Here is a 266-nt window from a genome sequence, read left to right on the forward strand (position 1 = left end):
GGGTTGGTTTATTGAAGACCACACTAAGTTTATGGCAAGTAATGATGATAAATGCAATTGCGATGAAGCAAACGATATGTTGGTTTCTCCGGTTTTCGATTTAACAAATTACAAAACTGCACACTTAACTTTTGATGGTTACGGAGATTCACAGCATCTTTCTGATGGTTCTGTAAAAGTTAGTACAGATGGTGGTTTGACATGGAAAGAAGTATTTCACATGCCTTATTACGGAGCGTGGTGGGAATATGGTGTTGATTTAACAG

Annotated in this window: 1 protein-coding gene; it reads left to right on the forward strand. The window is 37.6% G+C overall.

What is annotated here, in order from left to right:
- The coding region (locus tag R0J87_RS21195; RefSeq protein WP_498888753.1) for a hypothetical protein at window positions 1-266 on the forward strand (266 nt) is incomplete at both ends.

Origin of the sequence: Halomonas sp. SIMBA_159 (genome assembly GCF_046536035.1) — a bacterium.
Lineage (GTDB): Bacteria > Pseudomonadota > Gammaproteobacteria > Pseudomonadales > Halomonadaceae > Vreelandella > Vreelandella venusta_A.